The organism is Duganella sp. (assembly GCF_039595735.1).
Classification (GTDB): domain Bacteria; phylum Pseudomonadota; class Gammaproteobacteria; order Burkholderiales; family Burkholderiaceae_D; genus Rugamonas.
Window position 1 is genome coordinate 22,036 of the sequence record NZ_JBCNLB010000003.1, and the last position, 23,568, is coordinate 45,603.

A 23,568-nucleotide genomic window follows, 5' to 3' on the forward strand; every position below is an offset into this window, starting at 1 on the left:
CCATGAATACCGTTACCGCCCCCTCCCTGATCGGCGCCGCGCCGGCGCCTGCTGCCAGTCAGGCGCCGCAAACCCTGCTGGACCTGATGTATGACGGCTTCTACGCCTTGTTCATGCTCAAGAACGGCAACGGCCCGCAGGAAAACGCCGAGTTTGCGCACAAGATGACGCAGTTCCTCGACGATTTCGGCCGCGCCGCCCGCAAACATGGCGCCTCGCCCGACGATATCGACGCCGCCAAGTACGCCTTCTGCGCGGCGGTGGACGAAATCATCCTGCGCTCACCGTTCGCCATCCGCGACACCTGGGAACGCCGGCCGTTGCAACTGGCGCTGTTTGGCGAGCAGCTGGCCGGGGAAAACTTCTTCAACCGGCTGGAAGCGCTGCGCGCGCGCGGCAGCGCCCATCTGCAGGCGCTGGAAGTGTTCCATATGTGCCTGCTGCTGGGCTTCCAGGGCCGCTACATCCTGGAAGGATCGGAAAAGCTGAACTACCTGACTGCGCGTCTGGGCGATGAAATCGCCCATATGAAAGGCAAGCGCGGCGGTTTTGCCCCGCATGCGGAACGGCCCGACCAGGTGGTCCACAAGCTGCGCAGCGATCTACCGCTGTGGGTGCTGTGTTCCGTGTTCGGGCTGGTGTGCGTGCTGGGCTACATCGGCCTGCGTACCTCGCTGGACCGCAACACCGAGCAGCAGGTGGCGGCTTATAACGATGTCGTTAAATTGGCGCCGCGCCAGGCCAACCTGACCATCACCCTGCCGTAATGGATATCGCCTCGCTCATCCCCTCGGCACTGGGGCTGTTCGGCACCGGTCTGAGCCAGCACGCGCGCCTGCTGACGCTGGCCAGCGCGCAGGACGCGTCGCTGCCGGAAGCGCTGGTGCCTGAGCGCTTTTCCGGGCGCGAAGGCGTCAACGAACTGTATGCGTTTGAAGTGGACGCTCTCAGCACCTCCACCAATCTGGACCTGAATCAGTTCATCGGTGAGGAACTGACCGTCACCCTGCTGCAGGCCGACGGCAGCCGCCGCGCCTGGCACGGCATCTGCACCGAGGCCGCGTGGCTGGGCGCCGATGGCGGCACCGCGCGCTACCGCCTGCTGCTGGAACCGGCGCTGGCGCTGCTGCGGCTGCGGCGCGACAGCTACATCTTCCAGGACAAGAACGCACAGGACATCGTCACCGAACTGCTGGCTGATTACCCGCAGCTGCGCTTTGAATTCGACGTCACCCAAACGCTGGCACCGCGTGCGATTTGCACCCAGTACCGCGAAAGCGACCTGGAGTTTTTGCAACGTCTGTTGGCCTCGGAAGGCCTGAGCTGGCGTTTTGAACACGACCAGCCGGAGGCAGAATCTGCCGATGGCCAGGCCAAACACAAACTGGTGATCTTCGACAGCAAGGCCAAGGCGCCCGAGATGCCGGGCGGCGCCGAGATCCGCTTCCACGGCGTGCGCGCCACCGACAGCGCCGATGCCATCGACCAGTTCGCCGCGCGGCGGCAAGTGCAGGCCAATGCCGTCAGCATCAGCAGCTGGGACCCGGCGCAATTGCTGGCGCCGGGCGCCGAGCAGCTGTCCTCGCTGGATGCCGGCGAACTGCCGGCATTGGCCGTGTACGACGGCGGCGGCGAACGGATCGCCAGCGCCAGCGGCCAGCCCGAACAAATCAGCCAGCTGATGCTGCAAGCGCTGGAACTGGACAACAAGGTGTTCGAAGGCGAAGGCGCCGTGCGCCAACTGGCTGCCGGTCACGCCTTCACGCTGACCCAGCACGAGCGCTACGCCGGGGACAACCGCTTCACCGTGCTGTGGGTGCGGCACGAAGCGCGCAACAACGTGCCGTCGCAAGTGAAGAAACCCGGTGACCTCATCGAGGCCGGCACCTACCGCAACAGCTTTGGCTGCGTGCGCGAGGCGGTGGCCATCGTGCCGCGCGCGATCGCCGCACCGCAGGCGGCCACCGCACTGGGGCCGCAGACCGCCATCGTGGTCGGCGCACCGGGCGCGGTGGCGACTACCACGCGCGATCACCAGGTGCGCATCCAGTTTGCGTGGCAGCGCGGCCAGGGCGCCAATCCCGGCGGCATCGCCCACGACACCGACGCCAAGGGCAGCGCCCCCGGCGACGACAGCAGCGGCACCTGGGTGCGCGTGGCCGAGGCGCTGGCCGGCCCCAACTGGGGCTCGCAATTCACGCCGCGCATCGGCACCGAGGTGCTGGTCGATTTCATCGACAACGACATGGACCGGCCGCTGGTGGTGGCGCAGCTGTACACCGGCGCCGACCAGCCGCCGTATGCGGCCGGCGTGGAGTCGGGCGCCAATCACGGCGGCACGCTGTCCGGCATCCACAGCCACAACTTCGACGGCGGCGGCTACAACCAGTGGCAGCTGGACGACACGCCGGGCCAGGTGCGCACGCGGCTGGCAAGCAGCAGCGCGGCAACGCAGCTCAATCTCGGCTACCTGATTCATCAGGCGCCCTCCTCGTCGCAGCGCGGCGCCTATCGCGGCGCCGGCTTTGAACTGCGCACCGACGCCTGGGCCGTGGTGCGCGGCGCCGAGGGCGTGCTGCTGACCACCAGCGCGCGCGGCGCCCAAGGCAGCGGCGTGGCGTCGACGCAAATGGACGCGGCCGAAGCGGTCGGCGCGCTGCAGGCAGCGCAGGAACTGGGCAAGGTACTGGGCGACGTCGCCACCAAGCAGCAGGCGCTGACCAGCGCGGCTGCAGCCAAGGCGCAACAGGAACTGCTGTCGCACATCGATCCCAAGGATAAGGGCAAGCACGATGGCGCGGTCAACGGCCAGCAAGCGCATAAAGCGCAATCCGGCGCGCGCGATCTGGATGCGAGCAAGCCGGTGGAAAAATTTGCCGAGCCGCTGGTGCTGCTCGACGCGCCATCGAGCATCAACTGGGCCACGCCAGCATCGACCGTGCTGTTTGCGGGCGAGCAGCTGCACTGGACCTCGCAGGCCGACCTGCACATGACGGCGGCGCATACCCTGTCGTCGGTAGCGGCCAACGCGGCCGGCTACTTCAGCCAGAACGGCGGCATCCAGGCCATCGCCGCCAACGGCCCGGTGTCGCTGCAGGCGCATACCGACCAGCTGGAGATCTTGGCCGACAAAGAGGTCAAAGTCATCTCGGTCAACGACAGCATCGAGATCAAGGCCAACCAGAAAATCGTGCTGCAGGCCGGCCAATCTTCCATCACGCTCGACGGCGGCGACATCACCTTCGCCTGCCCCGGCAATTTCACGGTCAAGGGCGGGCAGCATGTGTTTGATGGTGCTGGCCGGCAGAGTGCCAACGTACCCGCGCTGCCGGGAGCGCTCGCGACACAAACCGACTGGATCGCACTGCACTATCTTGAGCCGGAAAGCGCGCTCGGCATCGCAGGCGCTGAATATGAAATTCATTTTGATGGCGGCTCAGTAGTCAATGGCAAGCTGGACGATCAGGGCAAAGCACGTCACGACAACGTAGAACACAAACCTGTGAAAAAAGTAGTCTATAAACCACGCACACCCGAAAAGGAAAAGCCAGCCCCTCCGTTGGAGGAACTGAGCAATGGCTGAAATTAATTCAACCCAGATGCGCGACGCGCTGGCCTGGGCCACCAATGACCGGGCCAAGGCCGAGGAACCCAGCACCAATCCCTTCGTCTGGTTCTGGGAGGCGATGCAGGGCGACTTCAACGAGGACCGTTCGACCGGCCAGTTAGTGATCGACGCTGCAATCTCCATGATTCCGCTAGTCGATCAGGTGTGCGACGTGCGCGACCTGATCGCCAATTGCAACAAACTGCGCAAGGACATCAAGGATACCTGGGCCTGGGTAGCGCTGGCACTGACGCTGATCGGCCTGTTTCCTACGCTCGGCTCACTGGTCAAGGGCGTGCTCAAAATCTTTTTCGGCTTCGTGCGCCGGCTGGGTGGCGACGCCATGATCAAGGCGGTCGAAATGGCCATGACCTGGGTCATCACGTTCCTGCGCCGGCGCGACGTGCAGAAATACCTGCGCCTGCATAAGGTCGATGAAGTCTTCAAATGGCTGGCGGTAGAGATCAAGGCCGTACGCGGCAAGGTCAATGTCGGCGCTTTACTGGCGGCCTTCGATCGCGGCATCAAGGTGCTCGAAGGTCTGGCCAACAAGGTATCTTACGTGCCGAAGATCGGCGCCAAGGCCAAGGCCGCTTTGGAGGAGATGCGCCACATCCGCCAAGTGGCGGACCAATACTTGGGTAAGGCGCTGAAGCCGGTGCAGGATGCACTCGACACCATCGTGATGCGACTGGAGCGCGAATCGCTCCAGCGCCAGCGCGGCATCCTCAATGCCAACAACATTCACTATCGCGGCGCACTGCCCGAGGCATCCGCAGTCACCCTGATGCGCAACGCCAAGCCGCCGCCGTCGTGGCTAAGCATCGGCAAGAATGCCGAGTTTCCACAACTAAAATACGCATCCTACAAAGCGCTGGTGGAATTCAAGGCCAAGCGAGGCTGGCCGATGCTGAGCCAGCAAAACGTCGAGTCGTTCGCCAGCCTGGTCGCGGCCGAGTTTAAGGGGCCGGCGCGCCTGTACCGCGTTCTCTCGCCTAACAGCCGCGCGATGAGCGATTGCTGGGTGACAGAGGAAGTGTTCAAACGATTGCAGGCGCAGGCCGATCCGCGCGCAGCATGGCGTAAGCACTTGGCGGTGTGGCCCGACTGGAACGTTAACGGTCAGTTCGTGGTGTACGACGTTAAGCCCGGCGAAACACTGAAGGTCTGGCGCGGCAAAGCTTCGACCCAGTTCAAGGACAATCTGCCGGATCGTCACCTGGAAGGTGGTTGGGAACAGATCGTCTTCAATGTTGCGCGCGCTGATCGCCGCAACGATACAATGCGCTACTACACGCTAAACGGCGGTAAAGCCAACCGACTGCAGAACGCCATCAGCCAGGATCAATACAATAAGCTGGGCAAGGCTGAGCAGCGCCGCTACGTCGGCATCCGCGAGTCCATCAACCACCCGAATATCAGCGGGCCTTTCGACACGGGCTGGGGCTACTCCGACTTTGGCGGCGCAGGCCTGGGCGAACGCATCGGCCTGCCTTCATTGCCGGGACAAACCACCAAAATGATCAAATGACTATGCAGAACGCACCGTTTCAACTGACCACCACGCAAAAAGAACAGGTGAGTCTGCTGTACCACTTCGCGTCGCTGGAATATCTGAAGGGATTGCAGCAACGCCTGCATGCGCTACTGGCTTCCATCGATCCCACATTGGACTTGGCCAAGCTGCAAAACCGGGACGAGTTGCTGGCCGATCCGCGCTGGGGCACGCGCAACACCGCCGATAACTGGGGCAACAATGGCTGGCCCTTCCTGGCCGACTTTGAATTGTCCATCGCCACCGATATTGCCAAACGCGCCTTTGAAAGCTACTCAGTGACCGGCGCCAATCAATGTGTACGCGGCCTGGCCGAATTATCGCTGGACTGGATGACCCCGGAGGAAGAGGATGACTTCCAGGCGCGCCTTGAGCAAATCTCGGTATATGCCGGCAACATCGACAGCACCATGTATCAACACGAGGCCAGCGGTCGCTGGGACGACTTCACGCTTACCGTCACCTTGCAGGAAATGCCCGAGGTGCTGCAATCTGCGCCAGCTTTGCGCTTGCGCCCCGACGTCATCGGCAACACCGGCCAGACGCCGGTGCGTACGGGTGTTTACCTGCCGCTGGATGATCCGCACGGCACGCCGCAGTTCTGCTGGACCGGACCACCAGCGGGCAAACTATTGGAGTGCAATACATTCAACGACCTCGGGTTGGCGGCACTGGCTGCGCTCGGGCGCCGCCAGCTGTGGCGGGATACGCGGGCGATGCAGGCATTCGCCCAGTCCCATGCCAAGGACCCGCGTCTGGCACAGGACCCTTTTCTTGCCGACAGCCTACCCGAGCCAGAGCTGACCCCCAGCCTGGTGGGGCGCCATGCCTTCACAACTCGGCCTTGCAGCTGGATTTATGTGGAGCAGCTGCACGGCCAGCCAATGGACTGGCAGGATAGTAGCGAGACGGCAACGCCAACCGGCGGCCCACGCGTGGACGCCGGCGCACCTTGCCCGCAAGCAGGCTACTACTTCACGCCTGCCAAGTCTGATTCTCGGCGCCATTTCGTTGTCGGTGAAACCATGCCGGAAGTTGGCGGCCAGTATGGCTACACCATCTGGCAATGGGATAGCAACCAGGAAGACACCAAATAGTTAAACGAGGATGGAGGCTACGCCGCGTCAAATTATCGAAGTAAATAGCATGGGTACACCATTAATACCGCACGATGAAACCATCAAGCATCAACGATGTCGTAAAGCTGCCATCTGAACTAGAGCGACAGCAAATTTTTTACTGGCTGAAGAAGCTCAGCTCACTCACCGCTTGGCGGCGTATTTTTGAATACTATCAAGCTTGGGCAGAGGTCACTGAAAAGAGCGTCCGTCAAGCCGATAATAACGGCATAGGTGATGACACGTCTCTCCCTTTGACCGAATATGCACTCATCCTGAAGTGTCTGGCTCACTGCGAAGAAGGAGTCATCCTTTTGTCCAAAGGCGACAAGCGCATCTTTAAGTTCGATTCGAACGGCGAATTTATCATGGCGATGCGAATGCTGACCCATTGGTCCCAGATGCTCCAACGCATTGAGCTGGGCGAAAATGGTATCAAAAAAGGCACTCCCTGCTGGGTGGATTTTTGCGAAGCGCTCACTGCACTCGCTGAAGCATGGGGCGAGTGCGGCCCGCAAATTCTTGAAGCACGTTACCTTGAAGACCCTGCCCCCACGTTGTATGGGCAGTGGCTTCAAAACGAACTTGCCAAGACCCCGTTTCCTGCACAGCTTGCGCCCGTTCCTGACCCGGTTGACAACGTTTTTGTCCGCACCGGCAAACAGCTGCCATGTTCGGGCATCTGGGAACCTGTCGGGATTCCCAAACCTTCTATACTCAACTTACTTACGCGCCCGCCGAAACCGCAACCACCTTTCGCTATCCAAGGCTGCATGAATTATCTACACGCCGGATCGAATGCGCCAAAGATGACTATAGTGGACCCCGAATTTGAGACGGTGGTTTAAGCTGTCGTCCGTGAAAGGATGATAGCGCATGAGTGAAGGCAAAAAACGCAGGGTGCACACGTCGGAGTTCAAAGCCAAGGTCGGCCTGGAGGCGGTACGCGGAGTGAAGACGGTGACGGAGATCGCGCAGGAGTACGGCGTGCATCCGGTGCTTGTCGGGCAGTGGAAAAAGGAGATCCTCGAAAACGCCGGGGCGCTGTTCGACGTCAAGCGCGGCCCCAAACCGGTCGATGAAAGCAGCCCGGAGGACAAGCTGTATGGCGAGATTGGGCGGCTGAAGATGCAGGTGGATTGGCTCAAAAAAAAGCTCGGGGAATGAGCCCGGCCGAACGGGTGCAGTGGATTGATCGCGGCGATGAGGTGCCGTTGGCGATGCAGTGCGAGCTAGCAGCCGTGCCGCGCTCCACGGTCTACCGGCGACTGGAAGCGGCAGCGCGCCAGCCATTGATAGACGAGGAAGATGGCCAGCTGCGGGCGCTGATCGACGAGGAGTACACCAATCGGCCGTTCTACGGTAGTCGGCGTATGGTGGTGTTTCTGCGCGGGCGAGGCCACCGCGTCAACCGTAAGCGCGTGCAGCGCCTGATGCGGGGGATGGGCCTGGCCGGCATGGCGCCGGGCCCCAACACGAGCAAGGCGCAGCCAGGGCACAAGGTCTATCCTTACCTGCTGCGCGGTGTGGCGGTAACGCGGCCCAACCAGGTGTGGTCGACGGATATCACGTACATCCGCCTGGCGAAGGGCTTTGCCTATCTGGTGGCGATCATCGACTGGTACAGCCGCAAGGTGCTGTCCTGGCGCATCAGCAACAGCATGGACGCCGCGTTCTGCGTGGACTGCCTGGAAGACGCTATACGTCACCATGGCAAGCCCGAGGTCTTCAATAGCGACCAGGGCTCACAGTTCACCAGCAGCGCCTTCACCGGTGTACTCAAACGTGAAGGCGTGGCGATCAGCATGGATGGGCGCAGACGGGCTTTGGACAACATCTTTGTGGAGCGCCTGTGGCGCAACGTGAAGTATGAGGATGTGTATTTGAAGGGCTACGCCAACATGGCCGAGTTGATGGTGGGGCTGGCGCAATACTTCGCGTTCTACAACGCCGAGCGCCCACATCAGGCATTGGGCTACGAGACGCCAGATCGGGTCTACAGCGCGGGTATCGGCGGCGGTGCGATGATCGTCGACAAATTCGGCGACGCAGACCAGAAGCTGCAAAAAATCAGCGGTACGGGGCAGCGCCGGGCAGCTGCGGAAGTGGAAACGGACACAGCTTAAATTAACCGGCTGAGTGTCTTGACTGACGGGTCCACTTTATTGGTCAGCGCACAGCGTGTCATCGACAAGGGTGGCGAGCACGTGCTGGTATTGAGCCGGAAGTCCGGGCCGTCGCCGTCCAAGCCGGCCGGGCGCGAGGAATATCACGAGCTGAACGCGGTGTACTACGGGCGCCAGGACGGACGCTGGAAAACCGAGTGGACCGTGCGCGATATGGTGGACTGCCCTACCCTGGATTCTGCCGCGGAATTCTTCACGAGCGCGGTCACCGTTACCGACCTGAATGGCGACGGCCGCAGCGAAGTCACCATTCCCTATCGCCTGTTTTGCAGTGGCGGCATCGATTACTCGACCGTTAAGGTGATCCTGCGCGAAGGCGGCACCAAGCTGGCGATACGCGGCGAACTGGAAATGTATCAAGCTGGCGGCAGGCCTGCCGTACAAGGTAAGAAGCAATACGATGCAGTGTTGGCTCAGCAGGCCAATAACGCGTATAAACAGCACCTGGACGCCGTCTGGGCGCGCATCAGGTTAATCCGAAAGTAAGATGAAACCATTTCTTGGAATTGCGCTGGTCTTGTTTGCCAGCCTGGCCGCAGCAGCGGATCAGGCGCAACAGGCAAGGCGGTTGCTGGAGCGTTTTCGCGTGACGCATGATGTCGCGGCCTTGAATCAGGCTATCGAGTTGGCGGCGCAATTGCCGAAGCCACAGGCTGGGGAGCAGCGCGCGCTGTGGCGTGCCATCGGCAGCGCTATCGATCACGAAATGCATCCTGAGGATGGCGATTTGCCGCAGTTGAACCTGGCGCCGCCGCCGGAGACTGGGCTGCCGGCTGGCGTGGCGCCGGATAGCATCAAGGATCCGGCGCTGCGTCAGGCTTACGAACGGGCGATTGAGGAAAACAAGCGCAAAGTTCAGCGTGCGCACTATCAGCATGCTCTACAATTGGCGCAGGAGCGCACCAGAGCGCTAATGTCCGAAAGCGAACAACGCTAACGTTCATTTTCGTACAGTTTGAAGCCGAAACCGGCGTGGCACGGGAGTTGCACTGAGCATTGCATTCACACTGCGGAGGTCACAACATGGCGGAACTCACACTGGGCGCGCGCGGCGCGGAACAAAGCATCGCGGTCGATATCAATGCCCGCGGGCAGATGGTCGGCGTTATCGAGGAGGATGATGGCCGTCAGCGCGCCATCCTGTACGACAAGCGGCCGATCGAGCTGGGCACGCTGGGCGGCAGCGACGGCTTCACCCGCGATATCAACAATGAAGGCGATGTAGTCGGCACAGCGCAGAATGCCAGCGGCTACTGGCGCGCCTTTGTGGTACGCCATGGCGAGCGGATGCAGGATCTCGGCACGCTGGGCGGCAACAGCAGCTACGGCGCCGCCATCAACGACCAAGGCCAGGTGGTCGGCTTTGCCGATACCAGCGACGGCTATTACCGCGCCTTCCTCAGCGATGGCGAGCATGCACCGCGCGATCTGGGCACCCTGGGCGGCAAGATCAGTTACGCGGCGGGCATCAACAACCTGGGCGACGTGGTCGGCACCGCCGCCCTGCCCGACGGCTATCGCCGCGCCTTTCTGTACAAGGATGGCAGCATGCAGGATATCGGCACGCTCGGTGGACGCTCCAGCAGCGCCAGCGCGATCAACGACAAGGGTGTGGTGGTGGGCGCGTCCGAAACACCGGCACGGCGCTGGCACGCCTTCGTCTGGGATCAGGGCAAGATGACCGATCTGGGCGCGCTGATCGGCTATGGCGACAGCTTTGCCACCGCCATCAACGACGCCGGTCATGTGGTGGGCAGCATCCGCGTTGGCGATGAGCGCCGCTCGTTTGTGTATCGCGATGGGAAAATGACCGTGCATCCGGGCGGGTACGGCCTGTACCTGGTCAACGCCATCAACAACCAGGAACTGGTGATCGGGGCCAAATACGCCGGCAAGAAATTCAGTGCCTCGACCATGATCTCCAGCCAGCCGGCAGTGGTCACGCACGGCGGTCAGGACCTGCTGACCATGATTGCCGTGGTGCTGATCGCCACCGCCGGCGTGGTGGTCTACCGCCGCCGCTATCGCGGTCTGCGGATCTCCAGCCTGGCCCTCTGAGACAAAAAAGCCCGCGCTCGGCGGGCTTGCTCGTCTCTGGCAAGGCCAGATCAGCTGCGGCGTTTGCGGCGCGCCGCCACACCCAGCAGGGCCAGGCCGCCGGCCAGCATGCCGTAGGTGGCTGGCTCAGGCACTGGCGCCATCGTGACGTTGATCACGCCGGAATAGCTGCCGCCGTTGGAAGTGCCGGACACCGTCAGGACCAGCGGGCCACTGATGTCGGGCACATAGACGCCACCCTGAGCGAACGGAACGCTGTTGATGATGCTGAACGGGGTGCCATTCAGATCCGCCGCGGTAAACAGAATCTGCAGGTTCGGATCGAAATGGCCCTGGCCGGTCAACGAGAAGTTGAGGAAGTAGGCCGACGCACTGCTGCCTGGCGCCAGGCCAGGTGTGAAGGTGAATACATCGGTAAAGCTGCCCAGAACCGGAGTATCACCAAACGAGGCGGTGAGGTGATTCGGCGTGGTCGGATTCAAGACAACCGTAAAGGCGGCTGCCGAGGCGACGAAAGAAGAGGCGGCCAATACAAGGCCCAATGCCAACGAGCGAAGTTTCATTTTATTGTCCGATCAGGATGTAGAAAAGAACAAGTCCACTATCAAATAAACAACATGCCAAGCATACAGGCTTATAAAATTGACATCAACAAATAATTTCCTATCCACATTCTAATTGCCATAGATCAGACCTATTTTCCGCCATAAAATTGCTGAGCACCAATAAAAACGGCATGCCGCAGCATGCCGTTTACCTGGCTCCGAAGTGCTTTACAGGGCCGAGAAGTCCAGCTTGACGCCGGAGGCGGCCTGGATCTGGTCCTTGGTCACGCCCGGCGCCAGCTCGGTCACTTTCAGGCCGGCTTCGGTTACTTCCATTACACCGAGGTCGGTGATGACCAGGTCCACCACGCCTACGCCGGTCAGTGGCAGGTCGCATTTCGGCAGCAGCTTGTGCGAGGTGGTGCCGTCCTTGGCGGTGGCCACGTGCTCCATCAGCACCACCACTTTTTTCACGCCGGCCACCAGGTCCATGGCGCCGCCCATGCCTTTGACCATTTTGCCCGGGATCATCCAGTTGGCCAGGTCGCCCTTTTCCGAGACCTGCATTGCGCCCAGGATCGCCAGGTTGATCTTGCCGCCGCGGATCATGCCAAACGAGTCGGCCGAGCTGAAGTAGGCGGCGCCCGGCAGCGCGGTCACGGTCTGCTTGCCGGCGTTGATCAGGTCGGCGTCGATTTCCTCTTCGGTCGGGAACGGGCCGATACCCAGCAGGCCGTTTTCCGACTGCAGGAACACTTCCATGCCCGAAGGGACGTAGTTGGCCACCAGGGTCGGCAAGCCAATGCCGAGGTTCACGTAGAAACCGTCTTGCAGTTCCTTGGCCGCGCGCGCGGCCATTTCATCACGAGTCCATGCCATAGTAATCTCCGTTATTCCTGGTTGGCGGCGCGGATGGTGCGCTGCTCGATGCGTTTTTCCGGCGTGGCGTTGACCACGATGCGATGCACGAAGATGCTGGGCAGGTGCACCTGGTCCGGGTCGATCTCGCCGGTTTCCACCAGTTGCTCGACTTCAACGATGCAGATCTTGCCGGCCATGGCGGCGTTCGGATTGAAGTTACGCGCGGTTTTGCGGAACACCAGGTTGCCGGCCTTGTCGGCCTTCCAGGCCTTGACCAGCGAGACATCGGCCACCAGGCTGCGTTCCATCACGTACTGCTCACCGTCGAATTCGCGGATTTCCTTGCCGTCGGCGACGATGGTGCCGACGCCGGTCTTGGTGAAGAAGGCCGGGATGCCGGCGCCGCCGGCGCGCAGCTTCTCGGCCAGCGTGCCTTGCGGGGTGAATTCCAGCTCCAGTTCGCCGGCCAGGTACTGGCGCGCGAATTCCTTGTTTTCACCGACGTAGGAAGCGATCATCTTCTTGATCTGGCGGGTTTCCAGCAGCTGGCCAAGGCCGAAACCATCGACGCCGGCGTTGTTGGAAATGGCGGTCAGGCCGGTGACGCCGGAATCGCGCAGCGCGCCGATCAGCGCCTCCGGGATGCCGCACAGGCCGAAGCCGCCGACGGCGATGGTTTGGCCGTTTTGGACCACGCCAGCCAAGGCACTGGCGGCGTCCGGATAGATCTTGTTCATAGGTGTCCCTTTATGATTTGTGTTGCGTGTGCATAGCCAACGTTGTTAAATGCGTTAGCAATACGGCGATCCAGCATAGAATACGCACATCAAAAGTTCAATACCGTAGAAATACCTGCCAGAACATATGAGCGTTCAGCCTGTCATTAATTATGAATCCATTTTCCTGCACGCGCCGGTCGGCATGTGCATCTCGGAAAACCGCATCATCCAGTCGTCCAACGAGGCGCTGGCCGCCATGTTTGGCTATACCCGGGCCGAGCTGGACGGCCTGTCATTTCGTGCCCTCTACCCAACGATGGATGAGTTCCTGCGCACCGGCGACCGCATCATTCCCATCATGAACGCCAAGGGCCGCTATTCGGACGAGCGCATCATGCGCCGCTCGAACGGCGAACTGTTCTGGTGCCACGTCACCGGCCACGCCATGCAATCCAGCGCACCGCTCGGCCCCGGCATCTGGACCTTTGAAGATGTCAGCGAAAAACGCCCGGTCACCGCCGAGCTGACGCCGCGCGAGCGCGAAATCGCCGCGCTGCTGGTGGAAGGCAAGACCAGCAAGACCATCGCCCGCCAGGTCGACCTCAGCCCGCGCACCGTGGAAATGCACCGCGCCAAGCTGATGCGCAAATTCTCGGCTGCCACCTCCTCGGAACTGGTGCACAAGCTGGTTGGCGTACAGCTCTGAGCCGCGCAGGCTCAGCATGGGTACCGGCTTTCGCCGGTACGACGCGCTTACATCGCGGTCATGCCGTCGTCGGCGCTGATCACGGCGCCGTTGATGAAGTTGGAGTCCTCGCCGGCCAGCAGCAACAGCAGGCCGTCCAGGTCTTCCGGTTTGCCGGGGCGCTTGCGCGGCAGCATCTCGATCAGCTTCTGGCCCTGCTCGGTGGCGAAATATTCTTCATTGATTTCGGTCGAAATATAGCCGGGGCAGATGGCGTTGGTGTTGATGCCATACTTGCCCCACTCCACCGCCATGGCCTTGGTCATCTGCACCACGCCGGCCTTACTCATGCAGTACACGCCGATCTGCGGCAGCACCCGCAAGCCGGCCACCGAGGCGATGTTGATGATGCGGTGCTTCTTGGTCGGATCGCCCTTGGCGCGCGCGATCATGCGCTTGGCGGTCTGCTGGGCAACAAAGAAAGCGCCGCGCAGATTGGTGTCCATCACGAAGTTGTAGTCTTCCGGCGTGACGTCCACCAGCCGCTGGGTGGTGGACACGCCCGAGTTGTTGACCAGGATGTCGATCGGCCCGGCCTCGGTCTCGGCGTGGGCAATGGCCGACTTGATGCTGGCGTAATCGGTCACGTCCAGGCTGACCACATGGGCGGCGCCGCCGTCGGCCTCGATCTCGGCGCGCAATTCCTTCAGGCGCTCGGTGCGGCGCGAGGCCAGCACCACCTGCGCCCCCGCCTGGGCCAGCACTTTGGCAAACCGGGCTCCCAGACCGCTGGAGGCGCCAGTGATCAGCGCAATTTTTCCCTCAAAGTTGACTTCGATGCCCACGGCGACTCCCTGATGTTGGTGATTAAATGTAATGATTACACAAATTCCCAGTATTAGATTGCGGTGTCTAATAATGTCGCGGAAAATGGCGTCAATCCAATCAAAAAAGAAGCACGTTCGTGCTAAAATTTTCTCATTCCTCACAATCACTATAACAACAGACTATGACTCAGCCACAAAACCTCGTAGAACAATATGGCCCGCGCGACGCGATGGAGTATGACGTCGTTATCGTCGGCGGCGGCCCCGCAGGCTTGTCGGCAGCGATCAAGATCAAGCAGCTGGCCGCCGAGAAAGGCCAGGAAGTGTCGGTCGTCGTGCTGGAAAAAGGCGGCGAGCTGGGCGCCCATATCCTGTCCGGCGCCGTGATGGACCCGCGCGCCCTGACCGAACTGATCCCGGACTGGAAAGAAAAAGGCGCGCCGCTGAACACCGCCGTCACCGAAGACCGCGTGCTGTTCCTGACCGAAACCAAGGCCTACAAGACCCCTAACCTGCTGCTGCCGAAGTGCTTTGAAAACCACGGCAACTATGTGATTTCGCTCGGTAACGTGGTGCGCTGGCTGGGTCAGCAGGCCGAGGCGCTGGGGGTGGAAATCTTCCCCGGCTTCGCTGCAGCCGAAGTGCTGTACAACGACGATGGCTCGGTCAAGGGTGTGGCGACCGGCAATATGGGCGTCAAGCGTGACGGCGAGGCGGGTCCGGACTTCCAGCTGGGCATGGAACTGCACGGTAAGTACACCCTGTTTGCCGAAGGCGCGCGCGGCCACCTGGGCAAGCAGCTGATCGCCAAGTACGACCTGAACAAGGGCAAAGACCCGCAATCCTACGGCATCGGGATTAAAGAGCTGTGGGAAATCGATCCGGCCAAGCACCAGCCCGGCCTGGTGATCCACACCACCGGCTGGCCGCTGGACAGCAAGACTTACGGCGGCTCCTTCCTGTACCACCTGGAAAACAACCAGGTGGTGGTCGGCTACGTGGTGGGCCTGAACTACGAGAATCCTTACCTGTCGCCGTACGAGGAATTCCAGCGCTACAAGACCCACCCGGAAATCCGCACCTTCTTTGAAGGCGCCAAGCGCATCTCCTACGGCGCGCGCGCGATTGCCGCCGGCGGCCTGCAATGCCTGCCGAAACTGGTGTTCCCGGGCGGCGCGCTGATCGGCTGCGACGCCGGCTTCCTGAACATGAGCCGCATCAAAGGTTCGCACGCCGCCATCAAATCCGGCATGCTGGCCGCCGTATCGGTGTTCGAGGCGCTGGGCGCCGGCCGCCAGGGCGACGAACTGGCCGCCTACCCGACCGCCTTCGAGCAATCCTGGCTGCACGAGGAACTGCATGTGGCGCGCAACGTCAAGCCATGGCTGAACAAGGGCCTGTACCTGGGTTCGGTGATGGCCGGCATCGACCAGATCATCTTCCGCGGCAAAGCGCCATGGACCCTGCACCACACGCACGCCGACCACGAATGCCTGAAACCGGCGTCGCAGTTCGCGCCGATTAATTACCCTAAACCGGATGGCAAGCTGACGTTCGACCGCCTGTCCTCGGTATTCATCTCGAATACCAACCACGCGGAAGACCAGCCGATCCACCTGACGCTGAAGAATCCGAGCGTGCCGGTGGACGTCAACCTGAAGCAGTATGCCGGTCCGGAAGCGCGCTACTGCCCGGCCGGGGTGTATGAATTTGTCAAGACCGACGACGGCGCCGACCGCCTGCAGATCAACGCCCAGAACTGCGTGCACTGCAAAACCTGCGATATCAAGGACCCGACCCAGAACATTGTCTGGATCACGCCGGAAGGCGGCGGCGGCCCGAACTATCCGAATATGTAAAAAAGCAACACTTTAAGCACAGCGCGGCGCCCCACCGCGCTGTTTCTTTTTTGGCCCAGGGCAGGAATTCTTGCCCCAGCCTGCCAATCGGCCCATAATCGGCGGGTGGAAACAGGCGGCAGAACGCTACTTTGCAGCTGAGTAAAAATTTTTTTTAGAAATTTCCACAAAGCATTTAATGTCCTTCCAGATACGGTCGTCTTGTACTTGGGAGAGCACAAAGGATCCGTTGCTCCGAACTGAATCCACCTACCAGGAGTTATTTCATGCTGAGCCTTCACACCAATTCTGCGGCCCTTTCCGCACAGAACTCGATCGGTCGCACCCAGTCGCAACTGTCGACTTCGCAGACCCGCCTGAGCACCGGCTTCCGTGTCAATTCGGCCATGGACGATGCTGCAGGCCTGCAAATCGCCACCCGTCTGAAAGCACAGACCAGCGGTATGGCCATGGCCATGCGCAACACCCAGAACTCGATCTCGATGCTGCAAACCGCCGAAGGCGCGTTTGACGAAGTGACCACCATGCTGACCCGCATGAAAGACCTGGCCACCCAGGCAGCTGACGCATCGTCGACCGCAAAAGACCAGGCCGCCCTGCAGTCGGAATTCGACGCGCTGGGTTCGGAACTGAACAACATCATGAAGAACTCCACCTTCGGCGGCGCCAAGCTGCTGGACGGCGGCACCATCGCTGCGGCCATGACCTTCCAGATCGGCGCCAGCAAGAGCGAAACCATGAGCATGGACCTGTCGGCCGCCATGACCACCCTGACCACCACCCTGGGCACCGTGAGCGCACGTTACGCTGCCGGCGGCGCCGCTGTGGGCACCGAAATCTCGGACGGTACCGACGGTACCGCCAGCGCCTCGAACGCTGCTGGCCAGACCGCTGCAAACAACACCATCGACACCATCTCGACCGCCATCGACCAGGTTGGCTCGGTACGTTCGTCGCTGGGTGCTACCGCCAACCGTCTGGACCACGTGTACAACAACCTGTCGAACATCTCGACCAACACCAAGGCCGCTACCGGCCGTATCATGGACACCGACTTCGCGACCGAATCGTCGAACATGACCTCGGCTCAGATGCTGCTGCAAGCCGGCACCGCGATGCTGAAGCAGTCGAACAGCACCTCGTCGCTGGTTATGTCCCTGCTGCAGTAATCGTAGTAATATCCGGACATGTCAACATGTCCGGGTTGCTAAAAGGGCCAACCGGAGCTTTTCGGTTGGCTTTTTTTATACACGCAAGATGAGAAAGCGAGCCTGATGGCTGTAGACCGTATCGGACCCACCTTGCGCCCCTGGGGCGTGCCGGACCGCCAGCCTGCGCAGCAGCCTGGCCCGGTGGCGCGCGCGCCCGGTGCCGACGGTCCGCTCGATATCGATTTCCCGGTCGGCCCGCTGCTGCCCGGCGGCCCCAATGGCACCGGCGGCCCGAATGCGGTGGGCGCCATCCTTGACGGCCCGGACCAGCAAACCCTGCCGCCTTCGCACGCCGAGGCGCTGGCCGCCGCCCTGGCCGACATGCCGGACGCCGGCGATCCGGCCGCGATGCGCCCCAACCAGGTGTTTTTATCGCGCCAGCTGGTCTGGCAGCCGCCCGACACCAGCGCCATGGCCGCCTCCTGGCAGGTGATGGTGCGTACCTATGGCGAACAGCGCGCCGCCTGGCTGGAGCAAGCCACCGGCCAGCATCTGCCGGCCAGCCTGTTCATGACCGACCACACGCCCTCCTCCATGCGCGACGGCCGCCCCGGCACGCCGCTGGTGACCGAGATGGAACCGTGGCGCTTTGCCGTCTACGCCTGGGGCGCCGAGCGGCTGGTGCTGAAAGTGGTGGTCAAGGATGACGAAGAGTACGACCGCAACCGCCGCCGCCGCACCCGCGTGGCGCTGCGGCTGGAACTGATGCTGCCCGGTGTCGGCCGGGTGGTGATCCAGATGGAACCGGCCAGCGGCAACGGCGTGGTGCTGGAGGTGGGCGCGGCGCAGACCGCCGCCATGCAGCACATGCGCGACATGCTGCCGCAACTGGCGACCGTGGTCAGCCGTGCCGGCCTGAGCATTCTGCGCTGCCGCCTGCGGCGCGAACTGCCCGCCTCCAGCGGCGAGCATTCCTATCCGAGCCGCCTGCACACCGCGGCCCTGACCCAGGCCCTGTTCCGCTCCATGGCCGAAGTGGCGGTGCTGCTGTCCACCCCCACCGTGCCGGACGACCTGTTCTCCGAGTCCGCATGACGGCCGAACGGCCGGCCCATCCCAGCTTCGCCCAGGCCTTTGCCTACTGGCTCAAACTCGGCTTCATCAGTTTTGGCGGCCCGGCCGGCCAGATCGCCATCATGCACCAGGAACTGGTGGAGCGGCGGCGCTGGATCTCCGAGCAGCGCTTCCTGCACGCCCTCAACTACTGCATGCTGCTGCCCGGTCCGGAAGCACAGCAGCTGGCCACCTACATCGGCTGGCTGCTGCACCGCACGCGCGGCGGCATCGCGGCCGGCGTGCTGTTCGTGCTGCCATCGCTATTCATTCTGATCGGCTTGTCGTGGCTGTACATGGCCTGGGGCAGCGTGCCGCTGGTGGCCGGCCTGTTCTACGGCATCAAGCCGGCGGTGACCGCGCTGGTGCTGCACGCCGCCTGGCGCGTCGGTTCGCGCGCGCTGCGCAACCGCTGGCAGTGGGCCGTGGCCGCGCTGGCGTTTGTCGCCATCTTCGCGCTGCAGGCGCCATTTCCGCTGATCGTGCTGGCGGCCGCCCTCACCGGCTGGCTGGCGCCGCAGCGCTTCCACAGCAGCGGCGGCCACGGCAAGGCCGGCGGCGCCCACCTGCCGGCGCTGATCGACGACGACACGCCGGCGCCAGCCCACGCCCGCTTTCGCTGGCCGCGCTTCTGGCTGGTGCTGGGTGCGCATCTGATCCTGTGGCTGGGGGCGATGGCGCTGCTGCTGGCCATGTTTGGCCAGCAAGGCGTGCTGGCGCAGATGGCCTGGTTCTTCAGCAAGGCTGCCATGCTGACCTTTGGCGGCGCCTACGCGGTGCTGCCGTACGTGTTCCAGGGCGCGGTCGAGCAACATCAGTGGCTGAGCGCGGCGCAGATGATGGACGGCCTGGCGCTGGGCGAAACCACGCCCGGGCCATTGATCATGGTGGTGTCGTATGTCGGCTTTGCCGGCGGCTGGAATACCGCCTTCCTCGGCCCGCACGCGCTGCTGCTGGCGGGGGCGCTGGCGGCAGCGGTGGTGACCTACTTCACCTTCCTGCCTTCGTTCCTGTTCATCCTGCTGGGCGGGCCGTTCATTGAATCGACCCACGGCAAGCTGCAATTTACCGCGCCGCTGACCGCTATCACGGCAGCGGTGGTGGGCGTGATCCTGAATCTGGCGCTGTTCTTTGCCTGGCACACCCTGTGGCCGGGCGGCTGGCAGGGGCGCTTTGAATGGCTGGCGGCACTGATCGCGCTGGCCGCCGCCGTGGCCCTGTTCCGCTACCAGCGCGGCGTGATCCCGGTCATCCTGGCCAGCGGCCTGGCCGGCCTGCTTAGCCTACTGTTCCAATAATGCTGACTTCGCGGTTCTCCGGGATCTCGTTGTAGGACAGCACATGCAGGCCGGGCGCAAACAGGCGCGCATAGCGCGCCAGCAGCGGACGGATCTGCGGCAGCACCAGCAACAGCGGCGGCGTCGCCTGCTGCTTCATCTGCTCGCGCGCCACCGGCATGTTGACCTGCAGCTGCGCCAGCAGATGCGGATCGATCGGATAGTTGTCCAGCACCACCTTGCCGCTCTGGCGCGCCTGGTTCAGCGAACCGAGCAGCATGTTTTCCAGGTCGCCGCCCAGATTGAAGGCCTGCATCTCGGTCTTCTGGCCAAACAGGCTGGTGACGATCTGACGGCGCAGCGCGCAGCGCACCTCGGCCGCCAGCAAAATCGGGTCCTTGGTGGTTTCCGAGCTGTCCACCAGGGTGGTGGCGATCGGCACGATGTCCTTCAGCGAGACGTTTTCCGCCAGCAGTACGCGGAACACGCGCAGCAGCTGGGTATGGGTCAGCGCCTTGTCCAGCGCGGCGGCCAGCTTGGGCGAGATGGCCGTCAGGCGCTCCATCAGCGCCGGCACGTCTTCATGGCGGAACAGCTCCGGCAGGTATTCGCGGATCAGCTTGGACAAGTGGGTGGCAATCGCGCTGGGCGCTTCCACCACCTGGTAGCCCAGGCCCAGCGCGTTGGCCTTTTCACTGGTTTCAATCCAGGTCACCGGCATGCCGTAGGCCGGCTCGATGCCGGGGATGCCGTCGATCTGGCCGTACACATTGGGCGAGGCGATCGCCATCAGGCGGTCGGCAAACACCTCGGCCTGCGCCACCACGCTGCCCGACAACAGCACCGAATACTGGGTCGGCTTCAGGCCCAGGTCGTCGCGCACGGCGATCGGCGGCAGCAGCAGGCCCATGGCTTCCGACAGGCTCTGGCGCACGCCCTTGACGCGCTTGGTCAGGGGCTCGCCGTGGGCTTTGTCGATCAGGCTGACCAGCTTGTAGCCGACCGCGATCTGCAGCGGCTGCACGGCCGGCAGGCTGTACCAGTCGAGCTCGGGCGCGCGGTCTTCGCGCAGCGCGGCCTCGATGGCGTCCAGATTGCTGGTCTCGGGCTTTTGCACCCGGTTCAGCAGTTTCCAGCCGACATAGGCCAGCACCAGCGCAAACGGACCGAACATCTGCCACGGCATGCCCGGCACCATGGCCAGCACGATCATCATGCCGGCCGCGCTGAACATCACCTGCGGCGAGGTCAGCACCTGGCTGCCCACCTGCTGTTCGAAGTCGCCGGAATCCGAGATACGGGTCACCAGAATGGCGGCCGCGGCCGATAGCAGCAGCGCCGGGATCTGCGCCACCAGGCCGTCACCGATGGTCAGCAGCGCGTATTGCTTGAAGGCGTCGCCAAACGACATGTCCTGCATCAGCGCGCCAATCGCCACGCCGCCGACCATGTTGATGATCAGAATCAGGATCGAGGCCACGGCATCGCCGCGCACGAACTTGGAGGCGCCGTCCATGGCGCCGTAGAAGTCAGCCTCGGAGGCCACTTCCAGGCGGCGCTGCTGGGCTTTTTCTTGATTGATGAGGCCGGCGTTGAGGTCGGCGTCAATCGCCATCTGCTTGCCCGGCAAGGCGTCCAGCGTGAAGCGCGCCGACACTTCCGAAATACGCTCGGCGCCCTTGGTCACCACCATGAAGTTGATGATCATCAGGATCACGAACACCACGATACCGACCACGTAGTTACCGCCCACCACCACATTACCGAAGGCCTCGATCACATGACCGGCGGCGGCCGTGCCCTCATGGCCGTGCAGCAGCACCACCCGGGTCGAGGCCACGTTCAGCGTCAGGCGCAGCATGGTGGTGGCCAGCAGCACGGTCGGGAACACCGAGAAGTCCAGCGGCCGGCGCACCGACACCGAGCCGAGGATCACAATCAGCGCCAGCACGATATTGAACGTGAACATCACGTCCAGCAATATCGGCGGCAGCGGCAGCATGATCATCGCCAGGATAATCAACAGGAATGCCGGGGTGGCAAACTTGTGTCGACGGATCTCCGCTAGCATCGTCTGTAAAAAATTCACTGCTTAACCTCGCTCATGGATGTGGGCACAACAACTTCTTTTGGACGTTCCGGTTCGGCCGCGCGCCGTCCGGTACGGAATGCCTGCAACTGCAGCACATAGTTCAGCACCTGCGAGACCGCCTGGTACAGCTGCACCGGGATCTGCTGGTTGACCTGGCTGGTGTTGTAGATGGCGCGCGCCAGCGGCGGCAGCTCCATCACTTCGATCTTGAATTCCAGCGCCAGCTGGCGGATGTACAGCGCCATCTCGTCGACGCCCTTGGCCACCACAAACGGCGCTTCCGCCTTGCTGAGGTCGTACTTGAGCGCGACCGCGTAGTGCTCCGGGTTGACGATCACCACGTCGGCGCTGGGCACGCTCTTGCGCGCGCTGCGCCGCGCCAGCGCGCGCTGCAGCTGGCGGATGCGGCCCTTGACCTCGGGCCGGCCCTCGGTCGACTTGTGTTCTTCCTTCAGATCCTGCTTGGACATGCGCTGGTTCTTGGCGAAGAACCAGGCCTGGGCCGGGACGTCGATCAGGGCGAAGATCACGAACACCGCCACCATCGCCATCAGGCCGTCCAGCATCAGGCCGGAGCCGTGCAGCATGGCCTGGCCGATCGGCATCAGCTGCAGCTGGGTGTAGTCGGCCACGCTGGAACGGGCCACGTGAATCAGCACGGCAATCAGCACGCCGGCCTTGCCGACCGAGATGGCCAGCTCGAACGCATGCTTGCCGCTGAACAGGCGGCCGATATTCGACATCGGGCTCATGCGCGACAGCTTGGGCTCCCAGTGCTTGGTCGAGACCACCCAGCCGCCCGGCACCATGGCGCCCAGCATGATGAACAGCGGCACCACGAACAGCGGCAGCACCATCTTGATCAGCAACACCATCGAGCTGCTGAACACGGTGGACATGGCGTTGTCGATGGCGCCGTCGCTGTCCAGCGGGGCAAAGCTCTGGTGGAAGATTTCATTGAATTCCATCAGGTAGCCGGGCAGCAGGTAGACAAACAGCTTGAGGCTGACCAGGATGCCGATCGCGGTGGACAGATCGCGCGAGCGGACCACCTGCCCTTCCTGGCGCGATTTCTTCAGCTTCTGTTGTGAAGCCTTCTCTGTTTTATCGCCAGTGCTGTCGTCAGCCATGGGCCACCTGCATCTGCTGGCGGATCAGCTCCAGCACCATATTGGTCATGCGCACGTAGTGCTCGGGGATGAAGCGCACCACCTGCGCCAGCATCAGCAGGCCAAAGATGGTGATCACGGAAAAGCCCAGCGCAAACAGGTTGAGGCTGGGCGCGACACGGTTCAGGAAGCCAAAGCCCAGCTGCACCACCAGCGTGGAAAACACCACCGGGATCGCCAGCAGCATGGCCGCCGAAAAGATCCAGGCGACGTTGTAGGCCACCGCCTCCAGCAGATGGTTGCCGAAACCCTGCCCCAGCGGCCAGGCCTTGAAGCTCTGGCCGATCACATTGGCAATCACCAAATGACCGTCGATGGCAAAGAACACGATGATGGCCAGGGTCGACAGCAACGCCGAGGTGACGTCGGACGATTGGCCGTTGAGCGGGTCGTTCATCACCGCCATCGACAAGCCCATCTGCGACGACACCATGAAGCCCAGCACGCCGATGACCGACATGGCAAAGTGAAACGCCAGCCCCAGCACGAAGCCGATGATGGCTTGCTCGATGGTGGCCACCACGCCGTGCAGCGAAAACGGGTTGATCGCGGCCGGTCCCCAGTCCACGCCGGACGTCAGCGGCAGCATCAGGATGGCCAGCACCAGCGCGATCAGGATACGCACCGTGGTCGGCGTGACCGCCTCGCCCAGCACCGGCGCGCCGATGAACATCGCCAGGATGCGGCAGAACGGCCACCAGACGGCGGTCAGCAGCGGCAGCAACTGGGCGAGGACGGGTTCCATG

At 62.6% G+C, this 23,568-nt stretch carries 21 protein-coding genes; 14 read left to right on the forward strand and 7 right to left on the reverse strand.

All coding sequences use genetic code 11. The annotated features are described in order from the left end of the window. Positions 1–2 precede the first annotated feature (2 nt). The 9 genes from icmH (at position 3) to ABDW57_RS07580 (ending at position 10,524) form a co-directional block, all read left to right on the forward strand. A complete protein-coding gene (gene icmH, locus ABDW57_RS07540; RefSeq protein WP_343729592.1) occupies positions 3–767 on the forward strand; it encodes a type IVB secretion system protein IcmH/DotU in 765 nt (254 codons plus the stop codon). Continuing rightward, the gene (locus tag ABDW57_RS07545; protein WP_343729593.1) at positions 767–3,583 is read left to right on the forward strand and encodes a type VI secretion system Vgr family protein; all 2,817 of its coding nucleotides are present in this window, start codon (positions 767–769) and stop codon (positions 3,581–3,583) included. Before icmH ends, ABDW57_RS07545 begins: the two co-directional genes overlap by 1 nt. Next, the gene (locus ABDW57_RS07550; protein WP_343729594.1) at positions 3,576–5,138 is read left to right on the forward strand and encodes a hypothetical protein; all 1,563 of its coding nucleotides are present in this window, start codon (positions 3,576–3,578) and stop codon (positions 5,136–5,138) included. Before ABDW57_RS07545 ends, ABDW57_RS07550 begins: the two co-directional genes overlap by 8 nt. A 2-nt stretch (positions 5,139–5,140) precedes the next feature. Beyond that, positions 5,141–6,259 (forward strand): hypothetical protein, encoded by a 1,119-nt coding sequence (locus ABDW57_RS07555; RefSeq protein WP_343729595.1) that lies wholly within the window; start codon positions 5,141–5,143, stop codon positions 6,257–6,259. Between the two features lie 74 nt (positions 6,260–6,333). After that, a complete protein-coding gene (locus ABDW57_RS07560) occupies positions 6,334–7,128 on the forward strand; it encodes an Imm71 family immunity protein (RefSeq protein ID WP_343729596.1) in 795 nt (264 codons plus the stop codon). 28 nt (positions 7,129–7,156) lie between these two features. Further along, a protein-coding gene (locus tag ABDW57_RS07565) for an IS3 family transposase (RefSeq protein ID WP_343729597.1) occupies positions 7,157–8,406 on the forward strand; the annotation gives its coding sequence in 2 pieces (ribosomal slippage) (positions 7,157–7,442 and positions 7,442–8,406; 1,251 coding nt in all). Positions 8,407–8,424: 18 nt separating this feature from the next. After that, positions 8,425–8,952 carry a hypothetical protein gene (locus tag ABDW57_RS07570; RefSeq protein ID WP_343729598.1) on the forward strand — a complete coding sequence of 176 codons (528 nt, stop codon included), beginning with the start codon at positions 8,425–8,427 and terminating at the stop codon, positions 8,950–8,952. A gap of 31 nt (positions 8,953–8,983) precedes the next feature. Next, positions 8,984–9,403 (forward strand): hypothetical protein, encoded by a 420-nt coding sequence (locus ABDW57_RS07575; RefSeq protein WP_343729599.1) that lies wholly within the window; start codon positions 8,984–8,986, stop codon positions 9,401–9,403. Between the two features lie 86 nt (positions 9,404–9,489). Continuing rightward, positions 9,490–10,524 (forward strand): HAF repeat-containing protein, encoded by a 1,035-nt coding sequence (locus ABDW57_RS07580; protein ID WP_343729600.1) that lies wholly within the window; start codon positions 9,490–9,492, stop codon positions 10,522–10,524. Between the two features lie 50 nt (positions 10,525–10,574). On the opposite strand, the gene ABDW57_RS07585 is transcribed toward ABDW57_RS07580, so the two are convergent. The 3 genes from ABDW57_RS07585 to ABDW57_RS07595 form a co-directional block, all read right to left on the reverse strand. After that, on the reverse strand, positions 10,575–11,087 hold the full coding sequence (locus tag ABDW57_RS07585) for an FxDxF family PEP-CTERM protein (protein ID WP_343729601.1): 513 nt from the start codon (positions 11,085–11,087) through the stop codon (positions 10,575–10,577). A gap of 210 nt (positions 11,088–11,297) precedes the next feature. Continuing rightward, entirely contained in the window at positions 11,298–11,948 is a 651-nt protein-coding gene (locus ABDW57_RS07590; RefSeq protein ID WP_343729602.1) for a CoA transferase subunit B, read from the reverse strand. A gap of 11 nt (positions 11,949–11,959) precedes the next feature. Beyond that, complete coding sequence (locus tag ABDW57_RS07595) at positions 11,960–12,667, reverse strand: CoA transferase subunit A (protein ID WP_343729603.1); 708 nt, start codon at positions 12,665–12,667, stop codon at positions 11,960–11,962. A 127-nt stretch (positions 12,668–12,794) separates the two neighbouring features. Here ABDW57_RS07595 and ABDW57_RS07600 point away from each other — a divergent pair, with 127 nt between their 5' ends. After that, a complete protein-coding gene (locus tag ABDW57_RS07600) occupies positions 12,795–13,355 on the forward strand; it encodes a LuxR C-terminal-related transcriptional regulator (RefSeq protein ID WP_343729604.1) in 561 nt (186 codons plus the stop codon). A gap of 47 nt (positions 13,356–13,402) precedes the next feature. Here the strand turns inward: ABDW57_RS07600 and ABDW57_RS07605 are convergent, their stop codons facing one another. After that, positions 13,403–14,179: an SDR family oxidoreductase gene (locus tag ABDW57_RS07605; protein WP_176649693.1), complete on the reverse strand. Its 777-nt coding sequence runs from the start codon at positions 14,177–14,179 to the stop codon at positions 13,403–13,405. A gap of 164 nt (positions 14,180–14,343) precedes the next feature. On the opposite strand from ABDW57_RS07605, the gene ABDW57_RS07610 reads away from it, so the two are divergent. The 4 genes from ABDW57_RS07610 (at position 14,344) to chrA (ending at position 19,582) form a co-directional block, all read left to right on the forward strand. Beyond that, positions 14,344–16,020, forward strand: coding sequence for an electron transfer flavoprotein-ubiquinone oxidoreductase (locus ABDW57_RS07610; protein ID WP_343729605.1), 1,677 nt, complete (start codon positions 14,344–14,346; stop codon positions 16,018–16,020). A gap of 266 nt (positions 16,021–16,286) precedes the next feature. Then, positions 16,287–17,189, forward strand: coding sequence for a flagellin (locus ABDW57_RS07615; RefSeq protein ID WP_343729606.1), 903 nt, complete (start codon positions 16,287–16,289; stop codon positions 17,187–17,189). Between the two features lie 105 nt (positions 17,190–17,294). Continuing rightward, complete coding sequence (locus ABDW57_RS07620) at positions 17,295–18,266, forward strand: hypothetical protein (RefSeq protein WP_343729607.1); 972 nt, start codon at positions 17,295–17,297, stop codon at positions 18,264–18,266. Further along, complete coding sequence (gene chrA, locus ABDW57_RS07625; protein WP_343729608.1) at positions 18,263–19,582, forward strand: chromate efflux transporter; 1,320 nt, start codon at positions 18,263–18,265, stop codon at positions 19,580–19,582. Before ABDW57_RS07620 ends, chrA begins: the two co-directional genes overlap by 4 nt. Here chrA and ABDW57_RS07630 read toward each other — a convergent pair. The 3 genes from ABDW57_RS07630 to fliR are packed head-to-tail and all read right to left on the reverse strand — an operon-like array spanning position 19,563 to position 23,567. Next, positions 19,563–21,650, reverse strand: a complete 2,088-nt coding sequence (locus ABDW57_RS07630) for a flagellar biosynthesis protein FlhA (RefSeq protein ID WP_343729609.1) — start codon at positions 21,648–21,650, stop codon at positions 19,563–19,565. The two genes, chrA and ABDW57_RS07630, sit on opposite strands and share 20 nt — an antisense overlap. Beyond that, positions 21,647–22,783 carry a flagellar type III secretion system protein FlhB gene (locus ABDW57_RS07635; protein WP_343729610.1) on the reverse strand — a complete coding sequence of 379 codons (1,137 nt, stop codon included), beginning with the start codon at positions 22,781–22,783 and terminating at the stop codon, positions 21,647–21,649. Before ABDW57_RS07635 ends, ABDW57_RS07630 begins: the two co-directional genes overlap by 4 nt. Further along, positions 22,776–23,567: a flagellar biosynthetic protein FliR gene (fliR, locus tag ABDW57_RS07640; RefSeq protein ID WP_343729611.1), complete on the reverse strand. Its 792-nt coding sequence runs from the start codon at positions 23,565–23,567 to the stop codon at positions 22,776–22,778. Before fliR ends, ABDW57_RS07635 begins: the two co-directional genes overlap by 8 nt. Between the last annotated feature and the right edge of the window lies 1 nt (position 23,568).